Annotated in this window: 1 pseudogene; it reads right to left on the reverse strand. The window is 35.3% G+C overall.

Annotated features, from left to right (window positions below):
• Window positions 1-5: 5 nt before the first annotated feature.
• Window positions 6-207 (reverse strand): annotated as a pseudogene (locus ACX6CF_RS26670) (hypothetical protein); the annotation flags it as partial.

Here is a 207-nt window from a genome sequence, read left to right on the forward strand (position 1 = left end):
CTATACTAAAAAGTTGCATCTGCATCATAGTATTCTTCAGCATTTTCAATAGTTATACATGCAGCATCAGTATAAACGATTTTTTCATATGATTTAGGATCAGTACCATCAATAAGAACTTCGGCAGCTACATCAATCCCTTTTGCAGCTACTAAAACTGGATCATTTAATCCTGTGGCTTTATACGAGGAACCGTCCATAATTGCT

The sequence above is a fragment of the Vallitalea sediminicola genome (assembly GCF_054408565.1).